The sequence below is a fragment of the Microbacterium sp. H6 genome (genome assembly GCF_003314775.1).
Taxonomy (GTDB): Bacteria; Actinomycetota; Actinomycetes; order Actinomycetales; family Microbacteriaceae; genus Microbacterium; species Microbacterium oxydans.
Genome location: NZ_QOAY01000289.1, coordinates 1 through 4,678 on the forward strand (window position 1 = coordinate 1; position 4,678 = coordinate 4,678).

Annotated in this window: 3 protein-coding genes; 2 read left to right on the forward strand and 1 reads right to left on the reverse strand. The window is 68.6% G+C overall.

The annotated features are described in order from the left end of the window. A partial coding sequence (gene valS, locus DSP71_RS18670; protein WP_113681793.1) for a valine--tRNA ligase occupies positions 1-2,297 on the reverse strand: 2,297 nt, incomplete at its 3' end. A 170-nt stretch (positions 2,298-2,467) separates the two neighbouring features. Here valS and DSP71_RS18675 point away from each other — a divergent pair. Together DSP71_RS18675 and DSP71_RS24310 are read left to right on the forward strand one after the other, a co-directional pair. Next, a complete protein-coding gene (locus DSP71_RS18675) occupies positions 2,468-4,078 on the forward strand; it encodes an ABC transporter substrate-binding protein (protein ID WP_113681794.1) in 1,611 nt (536 codons plus the stop codon). A gap of 25 nt (positions 4,079-4,103) precedes the next feature. After that, positions 4,104-4,678, forward strand: a 575-nt coding sequence (locus tag DSP71_RS24310) for an ABC transporter permease (RefSeq protein WP_258546548.1), incomplete at its 3' end; no start/stop codon positions are given.

The window sequence follows — 4,678 nt, forward strand, 5'->3', positions numbered from 1 at the left end:
TCCTCCGTGGCGAAGGAGAGCACCGGCGCGAGCAGGCGGAGAAGCGTGGACAGCGCCAGACGCAGCGCGAGGGCGGCCGAGGCCTGGCCCACGTCGTTCTGGTTGTAGGCGCGCTCCTTCACGAGCTCCAGGTAGTCGTCGCAGAACGTCCAGAAGAACGCCTCGGTCAACTCCAGCGCCCTGGCCGCGTCGTACCGGTCGAAGGCGGCGGTCGCCTCGGCCACCACCTCGTCGAGCGCCGTGAGCATCGAGGCGTCGAGCGCGTGCGTCACCTGCGCGCCCGCGGGCACCGGGAACGACAGCACGAACTTCGCGGCGTTGAGCACCTTGATGGCGAGACGCCTGCCGATCTTCACCTGGGTCGGGTTCTGCGGGTCGAAGGCCGCGTCCATGCCGAGTCGGCTCGAGGCCGCCCAGTACCGCACCGCGTCAGAGCCGTGGGTGTCGAGCACGTCGGCCGGGGTGACGACGTTGCCCTTCGACTTCGACATCTTCTTGCGGTCGGGGTCGACGATGAAGCCGGAGATGGCGGCGTTCTTCCATGGGGTGCGGCCGTCTTCGAGCGTGGAGCGCAGCATGGTCGAGAAGAGCCAGGTGCGGATGATGTCCTGTCCCTGCGGGCGCAGATCGAACGGAGCAGTGAGCTGCCACAGCTCCTCGTCGCGCTGCCAGCCGCCCGCGAGCTGCGGGGTCAGGGAGGACGTCGCCCAGGTGTCGAGGATGTCGGCCTCGGCATCGAACCCGCCCGGCACCCCGCGCTGCTGCTCGGTGTAGCCCGCCGGGACATCCGTGGTCGGGTCGATGGGCAGCGCGGCCGCATCCGGGGTGAGCACCCGGTCGTAGTCGCGCTCGCCGTTCTCGTCCAACGCGTACCAGAGCGGGATCGGCACGCCGAAGAACCGCTGCCGGGACACGAGCCAGTCGCCGGTGAGGCCGCCGACCCAGTTCTCGTAGCGGACCCGCATGAAGTCGGGGTGCCACGCCAGCTCGGTTCCGTGCGCGAGGAGCTGGTCGCGCAGCTCGCCGTCGCGGGCGCCGTTGCGGATGTACCACTGCCGGGTCGAGACGATCTCGAGCGGGCGGTCGCCCTTCTCGAAGAACTTCACGGCGTGCTGGAAGGGCTTGCCGACGGCGGTCATGTCGCCGGTCTCCTGCAGCTTCTCCACGATCGCCTTGCGGGCGCTGAAGACGGTCTTGCCCGCCACGTTCTCCACGTACCAGGAACGCGCGTCGGGGTCTGTGACGATCGACGGCGCCTCGGCGAGGAAGCGGCCGTCGAGACCGATCGCCGTCATGTTCGGCAGGGACTCGCCGGCGGTGGTGCGCAGCTCGCGCCACCAGATGATGTCGGTCACATCGCCGAAGGTGCAGACCATCGCCGCACCGGTGCCCTTGTCGGGCTGGGCGAGGTGGTGGCCGTGGATCTCGATCTCGGCGCCGAAGTACGGCGTGCGCACCTTGGTGCCGATGAGGTGCTTGTGCGGCCCCTCGGGGTGGGTCACGATCGCGATGCACGCCGGGAGGAGCTCCGGGCGCGTGGTGTCGATCGCGATGGAGCCGGAGCCGTCAGCGAAGGGGAACTCGATCGTGTGGTACGCGGCCTGCTGGTCGCGGTCCTCGAGCTCGGCCTGCGCGATCGCGGAGCGGAAGTCGATGTCCCACAGCGTCGGCGCGAGGGCCTGGTATGCCTCGCCGCGCTCGATGTTGCGGAGGAACGCGAGCTGGCTCTGCCGGATCGTGTCGTCGGAGATGGTGCGGTAGGTCTGCGTCCAATCGACGCTCAACCCGAGCTGACGGAACAGGGCCTCGAACTGCTTCTCGTCCTCGATCGTGAGGCGCTCGCACAGCTCGATGAAGTTGCGGCGGCTGATCGGCCGCTGGTCGGCAGCCCGGCTCGACTTGTTGTCGCCGCCCTCGAAGGGAGGGGTGAAGTCGGCGTCGTAGGGGAGAGACGGGTCGCAGCGCACGCCGTAGTAGTTCTGCACGCGGCGCTCGGTGGGCAGGCCGTTGTCATCCCAGCCCATCGGGTAGAACACGGTCTTGCCGCGCATGCGCTCGTACCGCGCCTTGACGTCGGTGTGCGTGTAGGAGAACACGTGGCCGATGTGGAGGCTGCCGGAGGCGGTCGGCGGCGGGGTGTCGATCGAGTAGACGCCCTCACGGCCGAGCTCGGCGGCGCGCAGACGGTCGAACAGGTACGTGCCCTGCTCAGCCCAGGCGGCGTCCCACTTCGCTTCGAGACCTTCGAGTGCTGGCTTGTCGGGAATGGGGTTCTGCGCCGTTTCGGAAGCAGGCATGGAGGTCTCCTCGAGCGATGTATGCGGCACTGTGTGAGCGTGCCTGAGTGTGGGGTGTGCCGAACAGTCTACCGAGCGTCACGGTGACGGGTCGCCGGCGCAGATCGACCCCGTCCAAGAATCAGCCGTAGGATGGAGGGACCCCGACCCGCTCGTCCAGAGGAACCGTCATGCCCGCAAGATCTGTGCGCCGTCTCCTGCCCTTCGCGGCGCTCACCGCCGCCGCTGCGCTGGTACTCAGTGCGTGTGCTGCGCCCGGCGCCGATGGGGAGGGCGGGGAGCTCGTGTGGTCGATCGAGGGCGCGAATCTGTCCGCAGGGCACATGGATCCGCAGGTCAGCCAGCTCGATGTCTCCGGCATGGTGCAGCGGGCGGTGCTCGACTCCCTGGTCTTCCAGGAGGACGACGGATCGTTCAGCCCGTGGCTCGCGAAGAGCTGGGACGTCTCACCGGACAGCACGGAGTACACCTTCACGCTCCGCGACGACGTGACCTTCACCGACGGCGAGAAGTTCGACGCTGCCGCCGTCAAGGCGAACTTCGACCGCATCGTCGACCCCGAGACCGCGTCGGCCCAGGCAGCCAGCATGCTCGGCGCCGATTTCTACGACGGCACCGAGGTCGTCGACGATCACACCGTCAAGGTGACCTTCACGCAGCCCTACGCGCCGTTCCTGCAGGCGGCGAGCACGCCGCAGCTCGGCTTCTACTCGCCTGCCGCGCTGGAGAAGTCGGCCGACAAGCTCAAAGCGGGCGGCCCCGGGATCACCGTCGGCACCGGCCCGTTCGAGCTCACCGAGTACACACCCGACCAGGAGATCGTCTACACCCGCAACGACGACTACGCCTGGGGCCCGCACGACGCTGAGGCTCCGAAGTTCGAGACCCTGCGCGTCGAGATCCAGCCGGAGGCGTCTGTGCGCGCGGGCGTCGTCGAAAGCGGTGAAGCCGACCTGGCCAGCAACATCCCGCCGAACCTCGCGAAGGACCTCGGCGACGGCATCACGGTCGACTCGATCGAGTACCCGGGGCTGCCGTACTCGCTGTATCTGAACGAGAAGTACGGAGTCTTCGCCGACGAGAAGGTGCGTCAGGCGTTCGCCCGTGGCATCGACATCGACGCCGCGGTGGAGGAGATCTACTTCGGGCAGTTCCCGCGGGCGTGGAGCATCCTCGGGTCGACGACTCCGGGCTACGACGCGTCCCTCGAGGGCAGCTGGCCGTTCGACCAGGATGCGGCGAACACGCTCCTCGACGAGGCCGGCTGGACGGCCCGCGACACCGACGGGATCCGCATGAAGGACGGCAAGCGCCTCTCGGTGCGCTGGATCGCCTGGACTCCGGTTCCCGACGACCGTGCCGCGCTGGCCAACGCGATCCAGTCCGACCTCAAGGGGATCGGCTTCGAGGTCGAGCGCGAGGTGCTCGAACCGGGCGCCTACAACGAGCAGTACGAGCCGAAGACGTTCGACCTGACCGACTGGGGCTTCTCCGGTGTCGACCCCGACCTGCTGCGCAGTCACCTGCACACCGACGGGTTCCAGAACGCCTCACAGGTCAGCGACCCCGAGATCGATGCGCTGCTGGAACAGGCCGTCGCGACGAGCGATCAGGACACGCGGAACGGGCTTTACACCCAGCTGCAGGAGTGGAACGCCACGCACACCGCCATCGTGCCGCTGTACAGCCCGTCGGCGATCACGGCCGTCGGCGACCGCGTCGAGGGCGTCGAGTACGACCTGTACGGCCGTCCGCTGTTCTACGATGTGACCGTCGGCTGAACCGCCGGCTGAGCGGAGGGCACGGGTGGTGAAGGCTGCTCTCGTCCGCATCGCCGGCCTGATCGCCTCCGTCGTCATCGTCCTGTGGGGCGCCGCCACCGTCGCATTCCTCGCGTTCCGAGTGATCCCCGGAGATCCCGTGTCGGTGATGCTGGGACCTCAGGCACAGGTGAGTGAGGCGGTCAAGGACGGCATCCGCGCCGACCTGGGACTGGACCGGCCGCCGTGGGAGCAGTACCTCGGTTTCATCGGCCAGCTGGCCCGCGGGGACCTGGGGGAGTCGTACCAGCTGCGGATGCCGGTCACAGAGGTGATCGGACGCCAGCTGGGAGCGACGGTACAGCTCTCCGTGCTCGCACTGGTGATCGCCGTCGTGCTCGCCGTCGGGGTCGCCGTCCTCGTACGCGGCGACGCAGGACGCACGGCCGCCGCGGCGGTGGAGCTGGTGGTGCTCTCGTCTCCGGTGTTCTGGATCGGACTGGTCCTCCTCAGCGTCTTCGCCTTCGGACTGGGGTGGTTTCCGGTCTCCGGAGCCCGCAACCCCGCCACTATCGTCCTCCCGGCGGTGACGCTCGCGCTGCCGGTGGCCGCGCTGCTCAG